Annotated in this window: 18 protein-coding genes and 1 other RNA gene; 14 read left to right on the top strand and 5 right to left on the bottom strand. The window is 66.5% G+C overall.

Features of this window, described 5'->3' with window-relative positions; genetic code table 11:
* Positions 1-32 precede the first annotated feature (32 nt).
* From XpruCFBP8353_RS18895 to gvpU, 3 genes are all read left to right on the top strand, one after another.
* The gene (locus tag XpruCFBP8353_RS18895) at positions 33-1,493 is read left to right on the top strand and encodes an AtzE family amidohydrolase (RefSeq protein ID WP_101364592.1); all 1,461 of its coding nucleotides are present in this window, start codon (positions 33-35) and stop codon (positions 1,491-1,493) included.
* Positions 1,493-3,073 (top strand): gamma-glutamyltransferase family protein, encoded by a 1,581-nt coding sequence (locus XpruCFBP8353_RS18890; protein WP_101364591.1) that lies wholly within the window; start codon positions 1,493-1,495, stop codon positions 3,071-3,073. Before XpruCFBP8353_RS18895 ends, XpruCFBP8353_RS18890 begins: the two co-directional genes overlap by 1 nt.
* A 228-nt stretch (positions 3,074-3,301) precedes the next feature.
* Positions 3,302-3,760, top strand: a complete 459-nt coding sequence (gene gvpU, locus XpruCFBP8353_RS18885; protein ID WP_101364590.1) for a gas vesicle accessory protein GvpU — start codon at positions 3,302-3,304, stop codon at positions 3,758-3,760.
* Between the two features lie 4 nt (positions 3,761-3,764).
* Here gvpU and XpruCFBP8353_RS18880 read toward each other — a convergent pair.
* Together XpruCFBP8353_RS18880 and XpruCFBP8353_RS18875 are read right to left on the bottom strand one after the other, a co-directional pair.
* Positions 3,765-3,840: non-coding RNA, sX9 sRNA (locus tag XpruCFBP8353_RS18880), on the bottom strand.
* Positions 3,841-3,943: 103 nt separating this feature from the next.
* Positions 3,944-6,448 carry a S9 family peptidase gene (locus XpruCFBP8353_RS18875; protein ID WP_101364589.1) on the bottom strand — a complete coding sequence of 835 codons (2,505 nt, stop codon included), beginning with the start codon at positions 6,446-6,448 and terminating at the stop codon, positions 3,944-3,946.
* Positions 6,449-7,056: 608 nt separating this feature from the next.
* Here XpruCFBP8353_RS18875 and XpruCFBP8353_RS18870 point away from each other — a divergent pair.
* The 8 genes from XpruCFBP8353_RS18870 to XpruCFBP8353_RS18835 all read left to right on the top strand — a co-directional run bounded on the left by XpruCFBP8353_RS18870 (position 7,057) and on the right by XpruCFBP8353_RS18835 (position 13,678).
* Positions 7,057-8,277 (top strand): allantoate amidohydrolase, encoded by a 1,221-nt coding sequence (locus tag XpruCFBP8353_RS18870; RefSeq protein WP_243391167.1) that lies wholly within the window; start codon positions 7,057-7,059, stop codon positions 8,275-8,277.
* Positions 8,267-9,523, top strand: a complete 1,257-nt coding sequence (locus XpruCFBP8353_RS18865) for a pyridoxal-phosphate-dependent aminotransferase family protein (protein ID WP_101364587.1) — start codon at positions 8,267-8,269, stop codon at positions 9,521-9,523. Before XpruCFBP8353_RS18870 ends, XpruCFBP8353_RS18865 begins: the two co-directional genes overlap by 11 nt.
* On the top strand, positions 9,520-10,410 hold the full coding sequence (puuE, locus tag XpruCFBP8353_RS18860) for an allantoinase PuuE (protein ID WP_101364586.1): 891 nt from the start codon (positions 9,520-9,522) through the stop codon (positions 10,408-10,410). Before XpruCFBP8353_RS18865 ends, puuE begins: the two co-directional genes overlap by 4 nt.
* A complete protein-coding gene (gene hpxZ, locus XpruCFBP8353_RS18855; protein ID WP_101364585.1) occupies positions 10,407-10,802 on the top strand; it encodes an oxalurate catabolism protein HpxZ in 396 nt (131 codons plus the stop codon). Before puuE ends, hpxZ begins: the two co-directional genes overlap by 4 nt.
* Positions 10,799-11,290, top strand: coding sequence for a 2-oxo-4-hydroxy-4-carboxy-5-ureidoimidazoline decarboxylase (uraD, locus tag XpruCFBP8353_RS18850; protein ID WP_101364584.1), 492 nt, complete (start codon positions 10,799-10,801; stop codon positions 11,288-11,290). The genes hpxZ and uraD overlap by 4 nt, the downstream gene beginning before the upstream one ends.
* A complete protein-coding gene (gene hpyO / locus XpruCFBP8353_RS18845) occupies positions 11,287-12,708 on the top strand; it encodes an FAD-dependent urate hydroxylase HpyO (RefSeq protein ID WP_101364583.1) in 1,422 nt (473 codons plus the stop codon). Before uraD ends, hpyO begins: the two co-directional genes overlap by 4 nt.
* A complete protein-coding gene (gene uraH / locus XpruCFBP8353_RS18840) occupies positions 12,678-13,037 on the top strand; it encodes a hydroxyisourate hydrolase (protein WP_101364582.1) in 360 nt (119 codons plus the stop codon). The genes hpyO and uraH overlap by 31 nt, the downstream gene beginning before the upstream one ends.
* A 167-nt stretch (positions 13,038-13,204) precedes the next feature.
* Positions 13,205-13,678 carry a YehS family protein gene (locus tag XpruCFBP8353_RS18835; RefSeq protein ID WP_010370381.1) on the top strand — a complete coding sequence of 158 codons (474 nt, stop codon included), beginning with the start codon at positions 13,205-13,207 and terminating at the stop codon, positions 13,676-13,678.
* A gap of 169 nt (positions 13,679-13,847) precedes the next feature.
* On the opposite strand, the gene XpruCFBP8353_RS18830 is transcribed toward XpruCFBP8353_RS18835, so the two are convergent.
* The gene (locus XpruCFBP8353_RS18830; protein ID WP_101364581.1) at positions 13,848-14,132 is read right to left on the bottom strand and encodes a hypothetical protein; all 285 of its coding nucleotides are present in this window, start codon (positions 14,130-14,132) and stop codon (positions 13,848-13,850) included.
* 231 nt (positions 14,133-14,363) lie between these two features.
* Here XpruCFBP8353_RS18830 and hrpB point away from each other — a divergent pair, with 231 nt between their 5' ends.
* Both hrpB and XpruCFBP8353_RS18820 read left to right on the top strand, forming a co-directional pair.
* Positions 14,364-16,865 carry an ATP-dependent helicase HrpB gene (gene hrpB, locus XpruCFBP8353_RS18825; RefSeq protein WP_101364580.1) on the top strand — a complete coding sequence of 834 codons (2,502 nt, stop codon included), beginning with the start codon at positions 14,364-14,366 and terminating at the stop codon, positions 16,863-16,865.
* A 330-nt stretch (positions 16,866-17,195) separates the two neighbouring features.
* Positions 17,196-17,627, top strand: a complete 432-nt coding sequence (locus XpruCFBP8353_RS18820; protein WP_101364579.1) for a hypothetical protein — start codon at positions 17,196-17,198, stop codon at positions 17,625-17,627.
* Between the two features lie 320 nt (positions 17,628-17,947).
* Here XpruCFBP8353_RS18820 and XpruCFBP8353_RS18815 read toward each other — a convergent pair whose 3' ends face one another.
* A complete protein-coding gene (locus tag XpruCFBP8353_RS18815) occupies positions 17,948-18,520 on the bottom strand; it encodes a pseudouridine synthase (protein WP_101364643.1) in 573 nt (190 codons plus the stop codon).
* A gap of 93 nt (positions 18,521-18,613) precedes the next feature.
* Positions 18,614-19,468: a class I SAM-dependent methyltransferase gene (locus XpruCFBP8353_RS18810; protein WP_101364578.1), complete on the bottom strand. Its 855-nt coding sequence runs from the start codon at positions 19,466-19,468 to the stop codon at positions 18,614-18,616.
* A 232-nt stretch (positions 19,469-19,700) separates the two neighbouring features.
* Between XpruCFBP8353_RS18810 and XpruCFBP8353_RS18805 the strand changes: the two genes are divergently transcribed.
* Entirely contained in the window at positions 19,701-20,672 is a 972-nt protein-coding gene (locus tag XpruCFBP8353_RS18805) for an aldo/keto reductase (protein WP_101364642.1), read from the top strand.
* Positions 20,673-20,677: the final 5 nt, after the last annotated feature.

Genomic DNA, 20,677 nt, shown 5'->3' with positions numbered 1-20,677 from the left:
ATCCCGACTCCCCGCTCTCCAAGAGGTGACCCATGCAACTCCCAGCGCAGTGGCAGGCCGGCGTCGATCGCAATACCGAGGTGCTGCGCGGACACACGCAGCTGCTGGCTGCCTTCAGGGCACCACCCGCAGCAGCACGTGATGGCGGCGGCGCACGCGGTCAGATCGCATCCATCGTCAGCACCACGCGCAGCCAGCCCACGTTGGCCGCACGGCTGGCCACGCAAGCGCTGACGCGCATCAACCAGGCCAACGACCGCCTGTGCGCCATCACCCGCCTGCTGCCTGCGCGTGCCGCAGCCGATGCCGCACGCGTGCAGGCCGCGCTTGCCGGTGGCAGCGATGGTGGCGCGTTGGCCGGCGTGCCATTCGTGGTCAAGGATCTGTTCGATGTCGCCGGGCAGGTCACCACCGCCGGTGCTGCGGTGCGCGCGCACGACCCGCCTGCCACCCGCGATGCGGCAGTCGTACAGCGGCTCAGCGATGCAGGCGCGGTATTGGTCGGCACCGCCAACATGGACGAATTCGCGTACGGCTTTGCCACTGTCAACGCGCATTACGGCGCAACCGTCAATCCGCACGACCATCAGCACCTGGCCGGTGGCTCATCGGGCGGCTCGGCGGCAGCGGTAGCGGCCGGATGGGTGCCGTTCGCGCTCGGCTCGGACACCAACGGCTCCATTCGCGTGCCGGCTGCGCTGTGCGGTGTCTACGGCCTGCGCCCGACGCATGGCGCAGTGCCGTTGGATGGCGTCTTTCCGTTTGTCGATGCGCTGGATGTGGTGGGCCCCTTTGCCACGTCGGTGGCCGATTTGCGCCGCGTCTATGAGGTGATGTGCGGGCATGTGCTGCTTTCGCGCACGACGGGCAACCTGCGCATTGCAAGGCTGGGCGGCTGGTTTCAACGCAATCTCGATCCGGATCTCGAGGCCGGGCTGGAGGCACTGCTCACGGCCTGCAACAGCACGACCACGATCGACCTGCCGGAAGCGGAGCGCGCGCGCGCAGCTGCCTTCGTCCTCACCGCTGCCGAGGGCGGACATCGGCACCGCAGCGCACTCGGCACGCACGGCGCGCAATTCGACCCGGCCACCCGCGACCGCCTGCTCGCCGGCTTGCAGCTGCCCGCCAGCGCGGTGGCTGATGCGCACCGCTTCGCGCATTGGTTTGCCGACGCCATGCACGCGCTGTGGGACGAGGTCGATGTGCTCATTGCACCGGCTACCCCATGCGTCGCACCACGCCTGGACCAGGACACCATCCAGATCGGCGGCCTGCCGGTGTCGGCGCGCGCCAATCTCGGCATTTTTACCCAACCGTTGGGACTGGCCGCCTGCCCGGTGCTTGCCGCACCGTTGCCGCGTCCCGGACGCCTGCCGCTGGGCGTGCAACTGATTGCAGCGCCCGGCCGCGAAGACCGCCTGTTTGCGCTCGCCGCGCAACTCGAGCGCGATGGCCTGCTCGCCTTCAGCCCACCGCCGGAGCCACGCTGATGCTGCAGACGCTGCGCGCGCGACGCGGCATGGTGGTCGCTCCACACCATCTCGCTGCACAGGCCGGGCGCGATGTACTGCGCGATGGTGGCAATGCCATCGAAGCGGCCGTCGCCACCGCCGCCTGTCTGGCCGTGGTCTACCCCCACATGACCGGCATCGGCGGCGATGGCTTCTGGCTCATGCACGAACCCGATGGCCGTGTGCACGCCATCGATGCCTGTGGCCGCGCCGCACGCGCCGCAACACTGGACTTCTATCGCGGCCACACCAGCATCCCGTGGCGCGGCCCCGGCGCTGCCAATACCGTGGCCGGCACCGTCTCTGGCTGGGCGCTGGCGCTGCAACACGCAAATGGCACGTTGCCGCTGCAACGCGTGTTGAGCGATGCGATCCATCACGCCGACGCGGGCACGCCGGTCACGCTGGGTGGCGCGCAGATTGCCGCCAGCAAGCGCGCAGAACTGTGCCCACAACCAGGCGCCTATGCCGAGATTTTCGAGCCGCACGGCACCCCGCTGCGCGAGGGCGCGCTGCTGCAGCAACCACAGCTCGCGCACACCTTGCAGCGGCTCGCCGATGAAGGGCTAGAGAGTTTCTATCGCGGCGCGCTGGCCCACGACATCGCAGCAGATCTGCAAGCACTCGGCAGCCCGCTCAGCGCTGACGACCTCGCAGCCCATCACGCCGAAGCCAGCGTGCCGTTATCGGTCGCCATCCATGGCGCGCGTCTCTACAACCACGCACCGCCCACCCAGGGGCTGGCATCGCTGTTGATCCTTGCGCTGTTCGATCGGTTGAGGGTGGAAGAAGCAGACAGCTACGCGCATCTGCACGGGCTGGTCGAAGCCACCAAGCAAGCGTTTCTGATCCGCGACGCCCACATCGGCGACCCTGCATGGATGACGCTCGACGCGCAGGCCTTGCTCGACGACAGCGCCGCACTCGACGCGCTCGCCGCACGCATCGACATGACGATTGCCTTGCCGTGGCCACAGCCTTCGCAGGCCGGCGACACCGTCTGGTTCGGCGCCATCGATGCGCACGGCCGCGCGGTCAGCTGCATCCAGTCCACCTATTTCGAATTCGGCTCCGGTCTGGTCCTGCCGCGCACCGGCATCACCTGGCAAAACCGCGGTTGCAGCTTCCGTCTCGCGACCGACGGCTGGAACGCGCTCGCCCCCGGGCGCAAACCCTTCCACACCCTCAACCCGGCATTGGCCACCTTCGACGACGGCCGCGTCATGGCCTACGGCACCATGGGCGGCGAAGGCCAACCGCAAACTCAAGCCGCCGTGTTCTCCCGCTACGCTCGCTTCGGCATGCCGCTGCAACAAGCGATCACCGCACCACGTTGGCTGCTCGGCCGTACCTGGGGCGAAGACAGCACCTCGTTGAAGCTGGAAGACCGCTTCGACCCGGCCGTGGTGCAGGCACTGCGCGATGCCGGACATGCAGTGGAACTATTGCCCGCCTATGCCTCGGTGATGGGGCATGCCGGCGCGTTGGTGCGCGAGGCCGATGGCGTGATCAGCGGCGCGAGTGACCCGCGCTCGGATGGGGCGGTGGCGGCGTGGTGACCACGGCGGTCGTTTCGCGACTGCGGCGGCTCCTGCCACTCGCACCATGGCGCGCGCATTGGGAGGAAATCGTCGATGTGTCGCAAGACGGCCGTGCCGGAGAGTCCGTAGCGAACCCAACCGCGGCATCTTCGGCGATCCGTGTGCCATGCTTAAGCACGCCAATGGCGAGCCATCCACATTTGCGTTACTTCTAACGCGTCGTTGAATCCACTCAAGGAGAGCTACATGACAGACCAAGATCAAAATCAGCCGTCGCTGGAAGACGTCAAGCTGGCGTTCGATGGCCAGAGCGTGGATTGGTATCTGCAAAAGCTGGTCGGCATTGCCAACACCTCGGGCGTGCAGTTCGGCGTCACGCTGTTTGTCGAAGGCATCGTGATTTCCGGCCAGATGGTCAGCGGCAAGCGGTATTTCGAGGCGTTTGCGGAGGAATTCTCTGCTGCCTACCCCGGCGGTGCCGATGAAAAAGAGGAGATCCGTCGCGCGTTCGCCAGCCACGCCAGCATCTACGACTCCGAAGACGATGCGCAGCAGAGCAGCACGCCGCCACAGTTCATCCACCTGATCGAATCGCGTTGCTTCTCACCCGGCGGCCAGCCACTGCCCAGCAACCGTGGCGTGCTGTGGCGTGGCAAGGTGAATGCTGTTTCCGGCTTTACCCTGGGATCGCTGTCGGCAGACTAAGAGCAGCCAACAAAACGTAGCGAGCAGTCGTCAGGTGGTCGTGGGCGGCGCGGAGGAACCGCAGTGTACGCGTGGTACATGCCGATTCCGAGCACCGGCCGCGCCCGCCTGGCGGCTGCGCAGTAGTTTTGTTAGTTGCTCTACGCCTGGCGAGTTCCGCCTTGGTGTGCGGTGCGCGTCATCTCACATCTTTGGCGTGCTGCCCGTCGCGCGCGGCGGCGCGTTTTTGACGTAACGGTCGAACCACTCCAGCATTTCGGCCACCAGGTCCTCGTTGGATTCGCGTGCGCTGTACCAGTGCGGCTCGAACGGCAGCAGCACCAGGCGTGCGGTGCCACCGTTGCCACGAATGGCCTGGAACAGGCGCGGTGCCTGGGTGGTTTCGGTACCCGGGTTGGCATCGTCCATGCCATGCACGATCAACAACGGTTCGTTGATTTTATCGGCGTGAAAGAACGCCGACGCTTGCGCATAGACGTCCGGCGCCGTCCAGAACGAACGACGCTCGTTCTGGAATCCGAATGGCGTCAAGGTCTTGTTGTAGCTGCCGCTGGTGGCAGCGCCTGCGCGAAACAGATCTGTATGCGCCAATAGATTGGCCGTCATCAACGCGCCGTGGCTATGGCCGGTGACGCCGATGCGCTGACGGTCGACCACGCCCAACTCGACGGCCTTGTCCACCGCAGCGGTGGCGTCGTCCACGAGTTGCTGTAGGTAGGTGTCGTAAGCGGTCTTGGGATCGCCCACGATCGGGAAAGCGGCATCGTCGATGATGGCGTAACCGGCCAACAGCAGCAGCTGGTAGTAATTGAGCCGGGTGAAATCGCGCTCGCTGGCGCCGCTGACCTGACCAGCCTTGGAGGGATCGGCATAATCGAGCGGATAGGCGTACAGGATGGCCGGCACGCGCGTGCCTTCGGTGTAGCCTGGCGGTGTGTACAGGGTGAACGACAAGTCCACGCCGTCCTTGCGCTTGTAGCTCACCAGCCGCTTCTTGATCTGCCGCACCAGCGGGGTCGGATCCGCGAAATGCGTCACCGGCGTGGCAGTGGACGCAAAGGCTGCTTCGCCCGTTGCCGGCGCTGGCAACGGTTCGCCCAACGTCCGCAGATAGACATTGGGCGGGTCCGTCAGCGACTGGTGCCAGGTCAGCAGGTGCGACGTCTCGTCTCCTGCAAATCCGAAGAACACCTCGTCTACAGTCGCGTCGCTGCGGAACAGCCGCTGGGTCTTGCCGGTGGCAAGCGTGTAGCGATCCAGGAATGGCCGGTCACCCGCGGGCGAGGCGCCTTGCCCGCTCAGGAACAGCGCACCTTGCGCCTCGCGCAGCACGGCTTGGCCGTTGGCGAGCACACGCATCTCTGGCAATCCGGGATCGGCATACAGATCGTCGGTGGACAGGTCGAACAACACCCGCTCGCCAGCGCCGGGGCGCTCGGCATCCACGAGCGTGGTCCGCCGCCAATGGCGGTTCTCGTCGTACTCGTCCAGCAAGGCTTGCCCGCCTTCGGCAAACCACGACAGGCCTGCATACCGCTGCTGCACGCGCGCAAGCTCGCGCGGTTTGGCGGTGAACGGTGCAGCCAGCGACATCAACTTGTCGCGCGCGGGCACATTGGTTTTCCAATCGCCACCGTCCAGCGCCTCGGCCCAGACCAGCGTGGCTGGTTGGTTGGCGCGCCAGGAGTAGGCGCGCGGGCCGGTCGGTACGCCCTGCACCGGCACCCGGTCCGCGACCGGCAGATCGGCCAGCACACGCTCGTTGCCAGTGGTCAGATCCAGCACCGCCACATCGTGAGCGAAACGTGCGTAGGTCGTGACGTAGGAATACGGCTGCTTCAACCGCTCCACCAGCACGTGGCGGCCATCGGGTGCGCCCTCCACATTGCTGTAGACCGCAGGCGTACCGAGCTTGCGCTGACGACCGGTGGCCGCATCCACCGTGAGCAGCTGGGAGGTGGCGTAGTAGGTAAACAACGCCTCGTCTTCCGGGCTGGAGAGCGTGTCGCGCGCCTCGTAGGTGCTGCTTTCGCCTTTGCCCTGAATGGTTTCCTTGACCTCCGGGCCCGGTGGCACCGCGGCCTTGCGCGGTGCGGGGCCCAGATCCTGCGGCACCGTCTTCAGCAGCAGGGTGTCGCTGCCACCCAGCCACTGGATCTCGCCGCCCAGCACCGGGTTGAGTTGCACACCCTCGATCTTGCGCACGGTGCCGGTGGCGACCTCGCCCACCCAGAGCTCGACGCGGTCGGCGGCGGTGTTGTTGAAGGCGAAGCGGCGCCCGTCCGGCGACCACACCGGCGATGCCGGGCAGGCGCCAGCCGGCAAGCTCACAGCCGTCTGCTTGCCGCTGGCGATGTCCACCAGGCTGAAGCCCTCCAGGCACGAACGAATGCCATAGCCGTTGGACATATCGTGGCGGCCATGCGTGCGCGGCTCCACGCGCACGCCAGCGAGCTTGAGATAGGGCTCGGCCACCCGCGCGATCGGCGGATACTGGGTGCGCTGCACCAGCAACAAGGTCTTGCCGGTAGGATCCGGCCGCGGCGATGGATTCAGCGGCGCACGCATCACACTCAGCAGCGGCTCCGGTGGCTGCCGGTAACCGCCCTCCGGCGTCCCCGCAAACGCAGGCACCGGTATCAGGCTGACGAGCACAAACAACGCGGTCCATCGGTGCGAGGCGATCATCGGCGTCTCTCGGCGGTGATCGCGAAAAGCTAGCACACCGGATTGCCCTCCAATCTGCGCGTGCACGCATCCTTGTCGCTACTTCCGCATTGCGGGGAGAAATGCACCGCGTGATGCCGATGCCCTGAGCCTACGGGAAAGAAATCAGTGATGTCATTTGCAATCTACAGTGTGCAAGGCGCCCTGTTCGGTCGTTGGAAGATCCCTTGCGCTAGTCCCGCGTGCGCGGGGAGGAAGACTGCTCGCGCTTGCCTCATGGCGTCGGCAGCGGCGGCTGGTGTGTGCGCAAATTCGATCTGCCGATCGTTCTGCAGCGCCGGCGGTCGTGGTCAAGCGGGTACGGGTGGATGGCATCGGCCCACCTTGGACCATCACCATGCGATGCATGGCCAGCCCATCCATCGACGCGTTGCATTTTTTGCAGCGCCAGCCCGCGAAAAAACTCTTTGATGGCGACAGGACTGCCTCCCTATAGTCGAAGCGTCCCCTCTCCCGCCTGCTCCCGGATTGCTGAAGCTCCGCGAGCCCCGTTGGTCCTGTCGATGCCCGCTGCACTTCCCTCCCGCCAAGCGAACGCCGACCTCACCGCTCCTGGCGGTGCGCGTGCGGTGGCAAGGTGCGACGCGCTGGGCATTGCACCTTACAGCGATAGCGACACCGGGCTATTCCGCGGCTGGCTTGGTCCTGCCCACCGCGCCACCGTGGAACAGGTCGGCACCTGGATGAAGGCGGCCGGTATGCAGGTGCGTATCGATCCCCTCGGCACCTTGGTCGGCCGGTACGCCGGAACACAACCAGATGCGCAGACGCTGCTGATCGGCAGCCATCTGGACAGCGTGCGCGATGCCGGCCGCTACGACGGCCCGCTCGGCATCCTGCTCGGTATCGAATGCGTGGCCGCACTGCAGGCGCAAGCGCGACGCATGCCATTCGCCATCGACGTCATCGCCTTCGGCGACGAAGAGGGTTCGCGCTTTCCCGCCTCCATGTTCTGCAGCCGCGCGGTGGCCGGCACGCTCGACTTGACCACGTTGGCGGTGAGCGACGCCGCCGGCATCGACGTCGCCAGCGCACTGGCAGACTGGGATCTGGACATCGCGCAGATCCAGCGCGCCGCGCGCGCGCCGGGCAGCGTGCTGGCGTATCTGGAGACCCATATCGAACAAGGCCCGGTGCTCGAGGCCGAAGGCCTGCCGGTGGGCATCGTCACCGCGATCGCCGCGCAACGCCGGTTTGCGCTGCGCTTCGACGGCCGCGCCGGACATGCGGGCACCACCACGATGGCGCTGCGTCGCGATGCCCTGAGTGCAGCGGCCGAAGCGTTGCTGGCGATCGAGCGTATCGCGCGCGATGGCAGCGACGATCTGGTCGCCACCGTCGGCAAGCTGCAGCTCGCACCCGGTGCCACCAACGTGGTGCCGGGCCGCGTGGACTGCACGCTGGATGTGCGCGCCGGCGATGACGCCACCCGGGACGCCGCCGTGCGTGCCATCGAACACGCACTGGCGCGCATCGGTGCGGCGCGTGGCATCGCCATCGCCATCGACCCGCTGCAGACGCTCGCCGCCAGCCCGTGCGCAGCGGCGCTGATGACCCGGCTCGAACACGCCGTCGCCGCGCAAGGCATCGCCCCCCGGCGGCTGGTCTCCGGCGCCGGTCACGATGCGATGACGATGGCCGCGCTCTGCCCAACCGCGATGCTGTTCGTGCGCTGCGCCGGCGGCATCAGCCATCATCCGGACGAACACGTCGACCCGGCCGATGCCGAGCTCGCCCTGGCGGTCATGCGCCACTTCATCGAACATCTGGGAGACCCCCTTGTCACCTGATCTGCGTCACCTGCACACCTTCGCCGAACTCGATCCTCCACAGCGCCTGTTGATGGGGCCGGGCCCGGTCAATGCGCATCCGCGCGTGCTGCGCGCGATGGCGGCCGATCTGCTGGGCCAGTTCGACCCGGAAATGACCACCTACATGAACGAGGTGATGGCGCTCTACCGGCCGTTGTTCGGCACCGACAATCGCTGGACGTTCCTGGTCGACGGCACCGCGCGTGCCGGCATCGAAGCGGCGCTGGTGTCGCTGGTGCAATCGGGCGACCGCGTGCTGGTGCTCAACTTCGGCCGCTTCGGGTTATTGCTCACCGAAATCCTGGGCCGGCTCGGCGCCGAGGTGCACAGCGTGGATGCGCCATGGGGGCAGGTGGTACCGCTGGCAGCCATTGCCGAGGCGATCGAGCGCGTAGCGCCCAAGCTGGTGGCCACCGTGCACGGCGACACCTCCACCACCATGGCGCAGCCGCTCGATGGCGTCGGCGCGCTGTGCCGCGCGGCCGGCGCGCTGAGTTATGTGGACGCCACCGCCACCATCGGCGGCATGGAGATCGCCAGCGACCGCTGGGACGTGGACGTGGTCACCGGCGGCCTGCAGAAATGCCTGGGCGGGCCATCCGGTTCGGCACCGATCACCGTGTCCAACACGGCAGCCGAGGCGATCTTCGCGCGCCGCCATGTCGAACGCGGCATCGTGCGCGAGGACATCGTCAACGGCCGCGGGCCGCGCATCGCCTCGAATTATTTCGACCTGGCGATGATCATGGATTACTGGTCGGACAAGCGCCTCAACCACCACACCGAAGCCACCACCATGCTGTACGGCGCACGCGAATGCGCACGCGTTGCCCTGCAGGAAGGCTTGGATGCACGCTTCGCGCGCCATGCCGCGGCCGGGCGCGCGGTCAGTGCCGGCATCCGTGCGTTGGGGCTGGAGGTGTTCGGCGACGATGCGCATCGCATGACCAATGTCACCGGTGTGGTGATTCCGCCCGGCATCGACAGCGATGCGGTGCGCCGCCGCATGCGCGAAGACTTCGAGATCGAAATCGGCACGGCATTCGGGCCGTTGCAGGGCAAGATCTGGCGCATTGGCGCGATGGGCTACAACGCGATGAAGCACAAGGTGCTGATCACACTGGCCGCGCTGGAAGCGGTGCTGCGCGCCGAAGGCTATGCCTGCACGCAGGGCCTGGCAGTGGAAGCGGCACTGGCCGCCTGGCACGCGGAACCGCAGGCATGAACAGCGCGCGCGACCTGGTCGGCTATGGCGCAACACCGCCAGCGGCGCAGTGGCCGGGTGGCGCGCGCATCGCGGTGCAGTTCGTCATCAACTACGAAGAAGGCGCGGAAAACTGCGTGCTCAACGGCGATGCCGGCTCGGAGGCGTTTCTCTCCGAAATGGTCGGCGCGCAAGCGCAGCGCGGCGCACGCGCCATGGCGATGGAAAGCCTGTACGAGTACGGCAGCCGCGCCGGCTTCTGGCGGCTGCATCGGCTGTTCGCCGCACGCGCGGTGCCGGTGACCGTGTTCGGCGTTGCGAACGCGCTGGCCGCCAATCCAGAAGCAGTGGCCGCGATGCAGGCCGCCGACTGGGAAATCGCCAGCCACGGGCTGCGCTGGATCGACTACCAACACATCGACGAGGCCATCGAACGCGCGCATATCGCGCAGGCCATCGCGGTGCATACCCAGGTCACCGGCAGCCGCCCGCTGGGCTGGTATCAGGGCCGCACCAGCCCCAACACTGCACGTCTGATTGCCGAAGAAGGCGGCTTTGTCTACGACGCCGACAGCTATGCCGACGATGTGCCGTACTACGACAGCCGCCACGGCCGCGCGCAGTTGATCGTGCCTTACACGCTGGATGCCAACGACATGAAGTTCGTCGCCTATAACGGGTTTGCCGATGGCGAGCCGTTCTTTCGCTATCTGCGCGACAGCTTCGAGCAGCTGCGCAGCGAAGGCGGACGCATGCTCTCGATCGGCCTGCACGGGCGCATCGTCGGCAAGCCGGCACGCGCGGCGGCGCTGGCGCGCTTTGTGGACCATGTGCTGGACAGCGGCGATGCCTGGATTGCGCGGCGCATCGATATCGCGCGCCACTGGCTGCAGGTGCATCCGGCATGAGCATCGCCACTGCCGACATCGATCTGCCCGAGGTGATTGCCCAGGTGACTGAGGCCTTTGATGCCTACGAGCGCGCATTGATGCGCGATGACATCGCGGCAATGGATGCGCTGTTCCACGCTGCGCCCAGCACCGTGCGTTACGGCGTGGGCGAGGTGCTGTACGGCATCGATGCCATCCGCGCATTCCGCATCGGCCGCGGCGGCTCGCCACAACGCCAGCTCGTGCACGTGGAAGTGCACAGCTACGGCCGCGACCATGCGACCACGCATGCCGAATTCGAGCGCGAAGGCAGCAGCGCGCGCGGCCGCCAGAGCCAGAGCTGGGTGCGCTTTGCCGACGGCTGGAAAGTGGTGGCCGCGCACGTCTCGCTGCAAGGCACGCACGCATGAGCGTGACCGACGATCCGGTGCTGGACGATGCCGCCTTCGTCGCGCGGTATCGCGAGTTGTTCGAGCATTCGCCATGGGTGGTGGAGCGCGCCGCGCGTCGTCGCCCGTTCCAGGATGTGTATCGCGGTTTGATGCAGGTGGTGCATGACGCATCGCCGGACGATCAGGTCGCATTGATTCGTGCGCATCCGGAGCTGGCCGGCAAGGCGGCGATCGACCGCACGCTCACTGCCGCATCGGCTGCCGAGCAGGCATCGGCAGGTCTTGACCGGTTGAGCGAAGACGAATTCAAACGCTTCCATGCACTCAACCAGGCCTATCGCCAGCGTTTCGGTTTCCCGTTCGTGATCTGCGTAAGGCTGCACGACAAGGCCGGCATCCTGGCCGCGCTGGAGCAGCGCCTGGATGCCTCGCGTGACGCCGAGATCGCCACCGCCCTCGCCGAGATCGGCAAGATCGTCCACCTGCGCCTGGAGGCACTGTCATGAGCCTGGCCCAACTCGAACGCGCGCTCGCCCACGACCTGCAATGCCTGGCCCATGGCGGCGATGCCTGGGTGCAACCGCGCGTGCATCCGGCAGGCCACGTGTACGACGTGGTGATCGTCGGCGCCGGCCAGAGCGGCCTGGGCGCGGCGTTCGCGCTGCAACGCGAGCGCGTGCACAACCTGCTGGTCATCGACGAAAACCCCGCCGGGCAGGAAGGCCCGTGGGTGACGTATGCACGCATGCAGACGCTGCGCACGCCAAAGCAGATCACCTCGATCGACCTGGGCGTGCCCTCGCTCACCTTCCGCGCATGGTGGGAGGCGCAGCACGGCGGTTCGGCCTGGGACGCACTGGACAAGATTCCGCGCGGCAGCTGGATGGACTATCTGCGCTGGTACCGCGCGGCGCTGCGGCTGCCGGTACGCAACGCCACGCAGCTGGCGCGCGTCGAACCCGACATCGCGCCCGGCATCCATCGTTTGCATCTGACGATGGGCGCGCCGCTGCTGACCCGCAAGCTGATCCTGGCCACCGGCATCCAGGGTGGCGGCCAGTGGGTGGTGCCCGACTGGATCTGCCGTGCCCTGCCCGCGGCGCGCTACGCACATACCTCCTGCCACATCGATTTCGCCGCATTGGCCGGCAAGCGCGTGGGCATTCTGGGCGGCGGTGCTTCGGCCTTCGACAATGCGTGCTTTGCGCTGGAACAAGGCGTTGCCAGTGCCGAAGTGTTCGTGCGCCGTAGCGAATTGCCGCGTATCAATCCATTTCGGCACATGGAACAGGCCGGCATCATTCCGCGTTTTCTGACCCTGCCGGACGCGGACAAGTACCGGATGATGGCCAGCTTCTTCGCGCACAACCAACCGCCCACCAACGACACCTTCCAGCGCGCCTGCGCGCATGCCGGCTTTGCGCTGCATCTGGGCGCGCCGTGGCTGGACGTCGCCGAACGCGATGGAGAAATCGTTGTCCGCACACCGCAGGGCGACTACCGTTTCGATTTTCTGGCGGTGGCCACCGGCCTGGTCACCGATCCACAGCTACGCCCCGAGCTGGCCGCGCTGTCCGGGCGCATCGCCTGCTGGGGCGACCGCTATCGGCCGCCGCCGGGGCAGGCCAACCCGGTGCTGGACGCGCATCCGTATCTCGGGCCGGGCTTTGAATTGCTGCCGCGCACGCCCGACGATGCCGCGCTGCTGCATGGCTTGTTCGCGTTCAACTATTCGGCGCTGATCAACCACGGCCCCTCGGCCGCGGCATTGTCCGGGCTGAAGATTGCACTGCCGCGGCTTGCCCGCGCGGTGGCCGATCAGCTGTTCCTGGACGACCGCCAGGCCATCGTCGAGACCTATCTGGCCTACGACCAACCCGAATTCGTCGGCCAATGGCCACAACCGACCCAGGCGGTGGCATGAGCACCCTGTCCACGCACGTGCTGGATACCGCCAGCGGCCGCCCCGCAGCTGGCGTGCCGCTGCGCCTGTTCGCCGGCGACGCGCTGCACTTCGAAGGCCTCACCAACCAGGACGGCCGCTGCCCTGACCTGGCCGCCCTCACGCTGCAGCCCGGTCGCTACCGGCTGGAATTCGACGTCGCGCGCTACTGGCAGGTCATCGGCATGGCGCTGGCCGATCCGCCGTTCCTGGAACAGGTGCCGATCGCCTTCGGTATCGCCGACGACGACCACTACCACGTGCCGCTGCTGCTCTCTCCCTACGGGTACTCCACCTATCGCGGCAGCTGAGCGCGGTGTATCGCCGCAGCGCAGGCAGTTCGGTCCTCCACCCGACGGTCTGCGCTTCCACTGCACGGCCGGCGCCAGTGACCCGCTGCGCACAGTGTCAGACCGGTTTCACCCAAGCCCCGTAGAATGGCCGCTTTCCGGCGACAGGCCGGGGCACCGGAACGGTCATGATCCACAACGATGTACTGCGCAGCATCCGCTACATGCTCGACCTCAGCGACGACAAGGTGGTGGACATCACCCACCTGGCCGACCCCGAGTTCGCGCTCGACAAGCCGCAGGTACAGGCCTGGCTGAAGAAGGAAGACGAGCCTGGTTTCGAGCCCTGCACCGATGCGATGCTGGCGCGCTTCCTCGATGGCCTGGTGCTGCGCTTCCGTGGCCGCGACGAGAGCCAACCGGTCCGCCCGCTGGAAACCCGCGTCGGCAACAACCTGGTCCTGAAGAAGCTGCGCGTGGCCTTCGAACTGAAGGACGTCGACATGCATGCCATCTTCGCCAGCGCCGGTTTCCCGCTGTCCAAGCCGGAACTCTCCGCGCTGTTCCGCCAGCCAGGCCACAAGAATTTCCGCCCCTGCGGCGACCAGCTGCTGCGCGCCTTTCTCAAAGGCCTGACCTCCCGGATGCGCGAAGCGGGATGATCTTCAGCGCACGGGCTTGGCCGCTGGCGCTTGCCCTTTGTCGGCGCAAGAGCATTATTGAGAACAGCACGCACGATCTAAATCGCCACCACGGTACGAATGACCATGCGCCATCCGTACCGTAGTCGTCAGATTACGCGTGACGGCGCCCAAAACGCAGCAGGTGCGATCAGCTGAAACGTCTGTGGCGGATCTGCTCGCGTTCTTGTTCGGTCATATCATCCATGTGAATGTAGTGGACGCCTTGTCCGCGCGGGGCACTGAGAAGCTGCGACTCGATGTCCTCCTGGTCGCCGTCGGGCGAGGAGATCAGACCCACGATGGTACCGTGCGGGGCAACCCGCCATAGCGCCACACGTTGGAAGACGCGCACCTGGTCGGTATCGGTCACTTGGGGATAGGTAGCGTACCAACCATCGGCAGGCAGGTAGCGATAAGAACCGTAGTCGTTCATAGCGTCTCTGGATTGGCGGAGTGGCCTGCTGATTGTGGAAAGACCTTGATCGAAGTGGGATACGGGATTTCCGATTTAGCGCTGCGATTACGTATCTCGCACCCGATGTTTCGCTGCAGCGTGGAGCGTTTCGTGCGCTGTATTATGGTGAGCCGGAAAGCAGCGGGCTGCCGGCAGTCGCGCACAGGTCTCTGTCGCACTCTATGCAGCAGAAACGTATCCTTCCCGCGCATGACCGACCCTGCTTTTCCGATCTCCCCGTTATTGCCGCAGATTTTCGACAGTCTCGCCGCGCATCCGCGGCTGGTGCTGGAAGCACCGCCCGGCGCCGGCAAGACCACCCAGGTGCCGTTGGCGCTGCTGGACGCACCGTGGCTGGCCGGCCGCAGGATCGTGATGCTGGAGCCGCGCCGCGTGGCGGCCCGCAGCGCGGCGCAGTTCATGGCGCGCCAACTTGGCGAGCCGGTCGGCCAGACGGTGGGGTACCGCATCCGCTTCGAGAACAAGACCTCCGCGCGCACCCGCATTGAAGTGGTCACCGAAGGCATCCTGACGCGGCTGATCCAGGACGACCCGATGCTGGAAAGCGTTGGCGTGTTGCTGTTCGACGAATTCCACGAACGCCATCTGGCCGGCGACCTGGGGCTGGCGCTGGCGCTGGATGTGCAGGCGCAAGTCCGCGACGACCTGCGCATCGTGGCGATGTCGGCCACGTTGGATGGCGAGCGCCTGGCCGACTTTCTGGAGGCACCGCGGCTGAGCAGTGCCGGGCGCAGTTTCCCGGTGGAGATCGCGCATTTCCCCGCGCGCCGCGACGAAGCGCTGGAGCCGCAGACGCGACGCGCAGTGGAGCACGCGTTGTCCACACATCCCGGCGACGTGCTGGTGTTCCTGCCCGGCCAGCGCGAGATCGCGCGCGTGCAAGCCGCCTTGCTCGCTGTCCTGGACCCGGCCATCCAGGTGCTGCCCTTGCACGGCGAGCTATCGGTGGAGGCGCAAAGCCAGGTACTGCAGCCCGACCCGCAAGGCCGCCGCCGCGTGGTGCTGGCCACCAACGTGGCCGAATCTTCGGTCACCTTGCCCGGCGTGCGGGTGGTGATCGATAGCGGGCTCGCGCGCGAGCCGCATTACGACCCCAACAGCGGCTTTTCGCGGCTGGACGTGACCACCATTGCGCAGGCCTCGGCAGACCAGCGCGCCGGCCGCGCCGGCCGCGTGGCCAGCGGCTGGGCCTACCGGCTGTGGCCGCAATCGCAACGACTGGAACCACAGCGCCGCGCTGAAATCACTCAAGTGGAATTGGCCGGCCTGGCACTGGAATTGGCTGCCTGGGGTAGCAGCGCGCTGCGCTTTGTCGATGCACCACCGAGCGGTGCGCTGGCCGCCGCGCACGAGTTGCTACAGCGGCTGGGCGCGCTCACTGCAAGCGGCGGCATCACCGCGCTCGGCCGGCGCATGCTCGCGCTGGGCACGCATCCGCGTCTGGCCGCCATGTTGGCGCAGGCCGGCGACGCGTCGCGTGTGGCGCTGGCCTGCGACCTGGCCGCACTGCTGGAAGCACGCGACCCGCTGCGTCAGGGTGGCGACGGGCTGGCTGCGCGTTGGCGTGCGCTGGCGGCATTCCGCCAGGGCCGCAGCGCGGCCGATGCCAATCGCAGTGGCCTGGCCGCAATCGACAGCGCCGCCAAACAATGGCGACGCCGGCTACGCTGCGACAGCGCCCCGCCCTCCAGTGTGGAAGCGCACGCGCTCGGCGATCTGCTGTCGCACGCCTTCCCCGATCGCATCGCCGCACGCCACCCGGCCGATCCGCTGCGCTACCTGCTCGCCAATGGCCGCAGCGCGCGCCTGTTCGACCACAGCGATCTCCGTGGCGAACCGTGGCTGGTCGCCAGCGAACTGCGCTACGAAGCCAAAGACGCCCTGCTGCTGCGCGCCGCCCCGGTAGACGACGCCTACCTGCGCCACAGCCTGCCCGAGCGCTTCGTGCAGCAGGACGTGGTGCAGTGGGACGCAGACAAGCGCGCGTTGGTCGCCCGTCGCCAATCCAGCTTCGACCGCATCGTGCTCGACAGCCGCCCGGCCGGCCGCGTCGACCCGGCACACGCAGCCGCCGCGCTCACCGACGCGGTGCGGCAACTCGGCCTGGACGCGCTGCCGTGGACTGACACCCTGCAGCAGTGGCGCGCACGCGTGCAGTCGCTGCGCGCGTGGATGCCCGAACTCGGCTTGCCCGATCTCTCCGACACCGCGCTGCTGGAGACGCTGGACACCTGGCTGCGCCCGGCCTTTGCCGGCAAGACCCGCCTGGACGCACTGGACGAAGCCAGCCTGGGCGAAGCGTTGAAGGCCGCACTGCCGTGGGAGCGCCGCCAGGCCATCGACCGCCACGCACCCACCCGGATCAGCGTGCCTTCCGGCATGGAGCGGCAGATCAGCTATGCCCTCGACCACACCGGGCAACCGCTGCCGCCCGTGCTGGCAGTCAAACTGCAGGAATTGTTCGGCCTGGCCGAAACGCCGCGCATCGCCGACGGCCGCATCCCGTTGACCCTGCACCTGCTTTCCCCAGGCGGCCGCCCGTTGCAGGTAACACAAGACCTGAAGAGCTTCTGGGCGAACACGTATCCGGACGTCAAAAAAGAGATGAAGGGGCGATATCCGAGGCATCCGTGGCCCGACGACCCCTGGACGGCTGCAGCAACCCACCGAGCAAAACCGCGCGGCACCTGAAACGCATCGACTGATACGCATCGACCCGCGGCGGCGGTGAGAGAGGCCGGTGCACGACATCCACTGCGGCGTGGCCCAACGCCCCCTGGACGGCTACAGCAACCCACCGAGCAAGACCACGCGGCACCTGAAATGTCCCGTGGGCGGAGAATCAAGGGACGACATCGCTCAAGCCTGTCACGCCATTGCCTCGCAATTCTCAGCGCCGCCCACACCAGCGCGCAGCCTCCTTCCTAACCGTAAGCCAAACGTGACCCAACCCCGCTAACGCCGCCTATACGCATCAGCGCACAGACTGCAGACCACGTACTCAGAAAGGAAACGCCTCCGATGAGCAAGCTGACTGTGATCACTGAACGCGCCCTGGAGCGTGCCCTGGAGCTGGCCGGCACTGCAGGCGACCAGTTGCGTCATGCCGCGTCCAACGCCGGCGATCAGGCACGCAACGCTGGCAGCAGCCTGCGTCATTTCGGCCCAAGCGCTAGCGAATGGCTCAAGACCGGCGTCGCAATTGGCGCAGTGCGTAACGGTGGCAAGGCCGCCAGCAAGCTGGTCAAGCGCAACCCCGCCGTGACGGTCGCCGCAGCGGTCGCAGGCCTGGGCCTGATCGGCTACGCGGTGTACCGCAAGCGTCAGCGCGATCAGCAGGTGCTCGGCGGCAACGTGCATCGCCTGGATCGCGAACACGCCAGCAATGCCAACGCACGTCGCGCTGCCTACCAGCGTCGAGGTGCGGTGACCCCAAGCGACGGCATCGAATAAGCCCAGGCGCGAAGCAAACCCTCAACGCCACGGCCATGCGCCGTGGCGTTGTCGTTTCTGCCATCGCTGCAGCGCAGTGCATTGATGTCTACGACACAGCTGCGCGCGCTGCGTGGCGTCCACATCATGCGATGCGGCGGCCATGAGGTGTATCCAGCAACCGTCAGCCGTGGCTGGTTCAAACGACGCATGGGTTAGCCACATAACGTCCCGGTCACGCGCACCGGTCTCCCACCTGACAACGCAGCGATCGTTGCTGCTGGCCGCTAAACACCGTACTGCAGTCCCGCGCTCGTCATACAACCGATATAAGCAACGACTCAGCGCCGACTCCGGCTCGGCCGTGGGCGCGTGGTTTCTTCAACGCGCCACTGTCCAGGCGCAAGCGAGTCCAGCCGCCACTCGCCGATCGCAACGCGCACCAGGCGCAAGGTCGGCAAGCCCACCGCTGCGGTCATACGTCGCACCTGACGGTTGCGGCCTTCGGTGATCTGCAGTTCCAGCCAGGCATCGGGCACGGTCTTGCGCACGCGGACCGGTGGATCGCGCGGCCACAGCGGCGGTGCCGGATCGAGGCTGCGCACCTGTGCCGGCCGGGTCGGGCCATCGTTGAGCACCACTCCGTCGCGCAAGGCCTGCAGTTGCTCGGCTTGCGGCTCTCCTTCCACCTGCACCCAGTAGGTCTTGGACTGCTTGTGGCGTGGGTCGGTGAGCCGATGCGCCAATGCGCCGTCGTCGGTCAGCAACAACAAGCCCTCGCTATCGTGATCCAGACGGCCAGCCGCGTACACATCGGGCGGCAAGCCGAATTCGGCCAGCGTGCGCTTGGGCGGCTGCGAGCGGTCGCTGAATTGCGACAGCACGCCGTAGGGTTTGTTCAACAACACCAACATGGCAATCCTGTTGCGCGACGCGCTGCCCAGCCCCACGTAGTTCTGACATCTGCATGCCGACACGCGCAACGCGCCGGCATGCAGTCGACGCCTTCAGCGCTTGACGAACTTCAAGGTCATGCGGTCGCTTTCGCCGATCGCCTTGTACTTTGCATCGTCGGCCTTGTCATGGCTGTTGCTCGGCGGCAGCGTCCACACACCGCCCGGGTAATCCTTGGTGTCGCGCGGGTTGGCGTTGACCTCGCTCTTGCCGACCAGCGTGAAACCGGCTGCCTCGGCCATCGCGATCACCTGCGCCTGGCCGACATAACCGCTCTTGTCGTCGGCCGGCACATCGGCCTTGGCGCGATGTTCGACCACGCCGAGCACGCCGCCGGGCTTGAGCACTTTATAGAAGCCGGCAAACATCGCCTCGGCATTGCCGGCCATGCGCCAGTTGTGCACGTTGCGGAAGGTCAGCACCAGGTCGGCGGAGTTGTCCACGCCGAAGGACGGCGACTTGGGCACATACGATACGAATGACGGCTTGCCATACACCTCCGGCTTGGCCTGGAACTTCTTCTCCAGGTCATCGCGCGCGCTCTGTGCGTAATCGCGGCTACGGCCTTCCGGCGCCGCCGCGGGGTCGACCACTGCCGCAACATATTTTCCCTTCTCGCGCAGGTAAGGCGCCAGGATTTCCGAATACCAGCCCCCGCCCGGAGTGATCTCGATGACGGTCTGGGTCGGCTTGATGCCGAAGAACGCCAGCGTCTGGCCGGGGTGGCGGTACTGGTCGCGCTGCACGTAAACGCGGTCGCGCCAGTTGCCGTTGATGGCCGCCTGCAACGCGGTATCGGGCGCCGGCAACGTCGCGCTATCGGCAGGCTTCACCGCCATCGCCACAGGGAGGCTCATCACCACCACCACACTCATCACACATGCACAGGCCAGCTTGTTGCGGATCATCGCAGCGCCCTCCTCCGGGAAAAGTAGCGCGAGCCTAGCATGTGCTCCGGGGCATGCCATGTGCCCGTCGTTGGGCGGCACAGGACACGTTACGGCGTCCTCTGTCGCCGACATGTTCAGATCCTGTGAGCTGCTGAGGACGATCGGCGGAACGCTGAATCCACACAGATGTCACACGCAACATCGGTACGCGTGACTATCCTGTGCGCAGTTCGAAACAGGAGCATCCATGATGTCCCAACCCCGCGCACTCGGCCGCTCCGGCCTGCAGGTTCAACCGATTGTCTTCGGTGGCAATGTGTTCGGCTGGAGCGCCGATGAGGCGACCTCGTTCGCACTGCTCGACGCGTTCGTGGACGCCGGCTTCAATCTGATCGATACGGCCGATGCGTATTCTGGCTGGGTGCCCGGAAACCGCGGTGGCGAATCGGAAACCATCATCGGGCGTTGGCTTGCACGCAGCGGCAAGCGCGACAAGGTGCTGATCGCCACCAAGGTGGCCAAGTGGAGCGAGCATCCCGGTCTGTCGCCAGACAACATCGCCGCGGCGGTGGAAGATTCGTTGACGCGCCTGCAGACCGATGTGATCGATCTGTACCAGGCGCACGAAGACGACGAATCGATTCCGCTCGAAGCCACGCTGGCTGCGTTCGGCCGATTGATCGAACAAGGCAAGGTCCGTGCGATCGGCGCATCCAACTACAGCGCCGCGCGCCTGCGCGATGCGCTGGATATTTCCGAGCAGTACACACTGCCACGCTACGAAAGCCTGCAGCCGGAATACAACCTGTACGATCGCGCCGGTTACGAAGCAGAACTTGAACCGCTCGTGCGTGAGCACGAGCTTGGCGTGATCAGTTACTACTCGCTGGCCAGCGGCTTTCTCACCGGCAAGTACCGCAGCGCCGACGATGCCGGCAAGAGCAGTGCGCGTGGTGCGTCGGTGGTCAAGCAATACGTGAATCCGCGTGGCCTGCGCATCCTGCAGGCGCTGGACGATCTAGCCGTCACGCACAACGCCACACCCGCGCAAATCGCCCTGGCCTGGCTGATCGCACGCCCCAGTCTCACCGCGCCGATCGTCAGCGCCACCAGCGTGACCCAACTGCACGATGTGCTGGCAGCCGCACGCCTGTCGTTGAGTGCCGATCAGATTGCACAGCTCGACACCGCCAGTGCGCCGGAGCCATCGGCAACAGCGTGATGCAC

It is taken from the genome of Xanthomonas prunicola, assembly GCF_002846205.1.
GTDB lineage: Bacteria > Pseudomonadota > Gammaproteobacteria > Xanthomonadales > Xanthomonadaceae > Xanthomonas > Xanthomonas prunicola.
The sequence above is the reverse complement of the archived record's forward strand: the minus strand, read 5'-3'. Positions and strand labels throughout refer to the sequence as shown.